The organism is Curtobacterium sp. A7_M15, assembly GCF_030705415.1.
Classification (GTDB): domain Bacteria; phylum Actinomycetota; class Actinomycetes; order Actinomycetales; family Microbacteriaceae; genus Curtobacterium.
Genome location: NZ_JAUZED010000168.1, coordinates 1 through 4,924 on the forward strand (window position 1 = coordinate 1; position 4,924 = coordinate 4,924).

At 71.2% G+C, this 4,924-nt stretch carries 3 protein-coding genes; 2 read left to right on the top strand and 1 reads right to left on the bottom strand.

Going from position 1 to position 4,924, the window contains the following annotated elements:
- Positions 1 to 84: 84 nt before the first annotated feature.
- The gene (locus Q7F20_RS17715; protein WP_305741378.1) at positions 85 to 1,383 is read right to left on the bottom strand and encodes a glycosyltransferase; all 1,299 of its coding nucleotides are present in this window, start codon (positions 1,381 to 1,383) and stop codon (positions 85 to 87) included.
- Positions 1,384 to 1,519: 136 nt separating this feature from the next.
- Here Q7F20_RS17715 and Q7F20_RS17720 point away from each other — a divergent pair, with 136 nt between their 5' ends.
- Positions 1,520 to 4,009, top strand: a complete 2,490-nt coding sequence (locus Q7F20_RS17720) for a glycosyltransferase (RefSeq protein ID WP_305741379.1) — start codon at positions 1,520 to 1,522, stop codon at positions 4,007 to 4,009.
- Positions 4,006 to 4,743 (top strand): polyprenol monophosphomannose synthase, encoded by a 738-nt coding sequence (locus Q7F20_RS17725; RefSeq protein WP_305741380.1) that lies wholly within the window; start codon positions 4,006 to 4,008, stop codon positions 4,741 to 4,743. Before Q7F20_RS17720 ends, Q7F20_RS17725 begins: the two co-directional genes overlap by 4 nt.
- Positions 4,744 to 4,924: the final 181 nt, after the last annotated feature.

Genomic DNA, 4,924 nt, shown 5'->3' on the forward strand with positions numbered 1-4,924 from the left:
CCACCAGCTGGTGGGGCGCCTCCCGTCATGCACGCCGTCGCGCTCTCCGCGCCGTCCCCGGTGCGTCGGGCGGTCGCGTCCGGCTCAGCCGCGTCCGGTCCCGCGCCGCACGGCGCGCGCGAGGCCACCGAAGCGGTGCAGCAGGCGGTACTCGGCCGACCGCGTGAACTCGTCGTACCGCAGCGCGATCGCGTCGCGTTCCTCTTCCGCGCGCCGACGGGCGGCGTCGAACGACGCCACGGCCTGCTCGGCCACGACCAGCCGCTCGTTGATGTCACGGACGCCCTGCAGGTGCACGTCCCGCTCGAGCTCGGCCACCCGCAGGACCTCGCGCTCGTTCGTCGCCCAGCGCAGGAAGGCGGACCGGCTGCCGGTCCGTGACCGTGCACGCTCGATCGCCGCCTCGAGGACCGGGCGCACCTGCTCGGCGCGCGCGGCGAAGGAGTGCCGCTCGACCACGACGGCGCGCAGTCGCTCGACGAGTGCCGTCCGCTCCTCCGCGGGCATCGCGAGCGCCCGCTCGAGCGACGCGGCGTCCTCGAACACCGGCACCTCGGCGAGGCCGAGCTCGTCGAGGCCGAGCGCGCAGTCGGTGACGGGGAGCGCCCCGGACGCGAGCGACTCGTACAGACGGGAGTTGAGCGTGCCGTACTCGGCCGCGGGGGCGATGACGTCGTCGACGACGAAGGCCGCCGACCGGTAGACCTCGGGGAGCGCGAAGTACGGGACCATCGGACGCAGCTCGACGCCGGGCGACGGCTCGACGTGGTCGGCGTTCGCGGCGAACCAGACGATCGGCTCGGCCGGACGGACCTCGTCGAGGACGTCCTGCACGTGGCGGCGGACGCCCCAGAAGTTCACGGTCGTCACCGCTCGGTCGCTCCGGGGCGTGTCCGGGTCGGTGGTGAACAGCTCGAGGTCGACGCCGATCGGCACGACCTCGACCGGGCCGTCGTAGTGCGCGGCGACGGCGTCGCGCGCCGCGGTCGACGACGTCCAGACCGCCTCGAACTCGTCGAGGTACGGCAGGGCCGCCCACTTCGCCGTCCAGTTGCGCACCCACGCCACGAGCGCGGTCGATGCCGGCACCCGCCCCGGCACGAACGACTCGATCATGACGACCACGACGGCGGTGTCGTCCGGGACCGGCTCGGCCCACCGGGTGATCGGCCACATCGCGACGCCCCACCCGGCATCGCGGAGCGCCCGGGCCAGCCCGAGCGCGACGTAGAGGTCGCCCTTGCCCTCGGCCGGATCGTCGGTCGACACCGCGAACCGGACGGTCCCGCGCGGTCCCTCGGCGTGGTCTCCCGCAGCGATCGCGGCGTAGTCCGCGGCGAGCGGTGAAGACGTGGGAGCGGTCGGGATGCTGGTCGCGGTCACCGGGCCATTCTGCACGAATCGGCGCTGACCTCAGGGGAGCGCGGGCGCGCGCCTTGTAGGGTGTCATCGGCCGTCGGCACCCCGCGGCCGACCCGTCGACCCGCGCCTGGTGCGCGGCAGCTGCTGGAGGAACCGCGTGACAGAGCGCAAGCCGGGAGTCGTGTCCGTCATCCTCGTGAACTACAAGGGCACGGACGACACCCTGACGAGCATCGCGGAGCTCCGCAAGCAGGACTGGCCGCAGGACAAGCTCGAGGTCATCGTCGTCGAGAACGGTTCGGGTCCCGAGCACCTCGGTCGGCTGAAGGCGTCGGACCTCGACTTCACGCTCGTCGACGCCGGGGCGAACCTCGGCTTCACGGGCGGTTGCAACCTCGGCGTCGAGAAGTCCTCCGGCGAGATCGTGGCGTTCCTCAACAACGACGCCCGACCCGACACCGGCTGGGTGCGCGAGGCGATGGCGACCTTCGCCTCCGGCGCGGACATCGGCGCCGTGGCGTCGAAGGTCCTCGACTGGGAGGGCGTCAACGTCGACTTCACCGAGGCCGCGATGACCTGGTACGGCATGGGCTACAAGCCCTTCGCCGGTTCGCCGGACACCGGGCGCTGGGAGTCCGAGACCGACGTGCTGTTCGGCACCGGCGCGGCGATGTTCATCCGTGCCGAGCTCTTCGAGCAGCTCGACGGCTTCGACGACCGCTACTTCATGTTCTACGAGGACGTCGACCTCGGTTGGCGGCTCAACCTACTCGGCTGGCGCTTCCGCTACCAGCCGAAGTCGGTCGCGTTCCACAAGCACCACGCGTCGATGAACAAGTTCGGCGACTTCCGCGAGACCTACCTGCTCGAGCGGAACGCCCTGTTCACGCTCTACAAGAACCTCGGCGACGAGCAGCTCGCAGCGGCCCTCCCCGGATCGCTCGCGCTCGTCGTCCGCCGTGCCGTCGGGCGGGGCGAGCTCGACTCGACCGAGCTCGACCTCCGCAACCCGGGCGACGACAGCGTCCCGACGATCCCCGTGCCGAAGACGGCGATGGCGGGCATCTACGGTGTCGACCAGTTCGTCGAGCAGCTGCCGTCGATGACCGAGTCGCGTCGGCAGATCCAGGCGACCCGCGTCCGCTCCGACCGCGAGCTCCTGCGCCTGTTCGGCAACCGCGACGAGCCCGCGTACCCGATCGAGAACTACCTCGCCGGCTACGACAAGATCGTGCACTCGCTCGGTGTGCTCGAGGTCGGCACCCGGCGCCGGGTCCTCATCATCACGGGCGACGCGATCGGCGAGAAGATGGCCGGCCCCGCGATCCGTGCGACGCAGATGGCGAAGCAGCTCGCCGGCGAGCACGACGTGCGGGTCATCAGCCTCACGCGTTCGACGCAGATCGACCCCTCGTACGAGGTCGTGACGGTGCCGCACCGCCACCCGCGCCAGATGGTCGAGCACGAGGCCTGGGCCGACGTCATCATCGTGCAGGGCCACGCGCTCCGCCTGTTCCCGGTGCTCGAGTCGACCAGCAAGATCCTCGTCGTCGACGTCTACGACCCGCTGCACCTCGAGCAGCTCGAACAGGGCCGCAGCGACGACGTCGACCAGTGGAACCGGCAGATCCTCGACGCGTCGGATACCCTGAACCACCAGCTCGAGCTCGGCGACTACTTCATCTGCGCCTCCGAGCGGCAGCGCATGTTCTGGCTCGGCCAGCTCGCCGGCTCGGGTCGCGTGAACGCCCGCACCTACTCGCGCGACCCCGACCTCCGCTCGCTCATCGGCGTCGTGCCGTTCGGCCTGTCCTCGACGCCGCCGGTGCACGACCAGCAGCGGGTCAAGGGCGTCGTCCCCGGCATCGGCAAGAACGACAAGCTCGTCGTCTGGGGCGGTGGCATCTACGACTGGTTCGACCCCCTGACGCTCGTCCGCGCGATCGGCCGGCTCGCCGCGAAGAAGCCGAGCGTGAAGCTCTTCTTCATGGGCGTGCAGCACCCGAACCCGGACGTCCCCGAGATGGACATCGTCGCCAAGGTCCGTGCCGAGGCCGACGCCCTCGGCCTGACCGGCAAGAACGTGTTCTTCAACGACGCGTGGATCCCGTACGAGGAGCGCGGCGCCTACCTGCTCGAGGCCGACGCCGGCGTCTCGACGCACTACGAGCACCTCGAGACCACGTTCTCGTTCCGCACCCGGATCCTCGACTACCTGTGGGCGCGCCTGCCGATCGTGACGACCGCGGGGGACTCCTTCGGTGACCTCGTCGCCGAGGAGAAGCTCGGCATCGCCGTGCACGAACAGGACGTCGACGGCCTGGCCGCGGCGCTCGAGACGGCGCTCTTCGACAAGAAGGCCCGTGCCGAGTTCATCGGCAACGTCGACCGCGTGCGCGAGCAGTTCACGTGGGAGAACGTCCTCGCCCCGCTCGTCGATTTCTGCCGGAACCCGATCCGCGCAGCCGACAAGAGCGTCCGCGACACCTCGGCGACGATCCAGCCGCACACCATGCGCGTGCGCGTCCCCGACCGCAAGAAGCTCTACGGCGTCCGCCACGACCTCGGTCGCGCCGTGCACTACTTCCGGACCGAGGGCCCGCGGAGCGTCGCCGGCAAGATCAAGCGCCGGCTGCAGAACCGGTGACCGCGGGCGCCACGGCGCTCGTGATCGTCCCGACCTACGACGAGGCCGAGAACGTCCGCGCGATCGCCGCAGCCGTCCTGGGCGCACTGCCCGACGCACACCTGCTCGTCGTCGACGACGCGAGCCCCGACGGCACCGGCGACATCGTGCGGCAGCTCGCGGCCGAGGACGACCGGGTGCACCTGCTCGAGCGCTCCGGCAAGCTCGGCCTCGGGACGGCGTACGTCGCCGGTTTCCGGTGGGGGCTCGAGCGCGGGTACCCGCTGCTCGTCGAGATGGACGCGGACGGCTCGCACCCGGCCGACCGGCTCCCGGCGCTCGTGGCAGCGGTCGACGGTGCCGACGACGTCATGCTCGCGATCGGGTCACGGTGGGTCCCCGGGGGATCGGTGGTCGACTGGCCGCTCCACCGCGAGGTCCTCAGCCGCGGGGCGAACACCTACGCCCGGTTCGTGCTCGGCATCGGGGTGCGCGACGTCACGGCGGGCTTCCGGGTCTACCGCGCCGACGCGATCGCCCGGATGGACCTCGACTCGATCGATTCGAAGGGCTACTGCTTCCAGGTCGACATGACCCTGCGGGTGGACGACCTCGGTGGCCGCATCGTCGAGGTCCCGATCCGCTTCCGGGACCGCGTGCACGGCGTCTCGAAGATGAGTCGGTCGATCGTGGTCGAGGCCATGCTCCGCACGACGCAGTGGGGCCTGCAGCGGCGCTTCGGCCGCCGGCGCTGACGCGGGTGCGGCCGTGCGGCCGTGCGGCCTGCCGGCCCCGGCCGCCGGGTGCTTTCGCGCGTACCGCGTGCTTTCGCGCGTACCTGGTGAGAAGTTCCGACCAGGTACGCCCGTTTCCGCCAACAATCGCACGCGTTCTGGGAAGATCCGTCCCCGCGCATCGACCCCGGCGCGCGGCCGG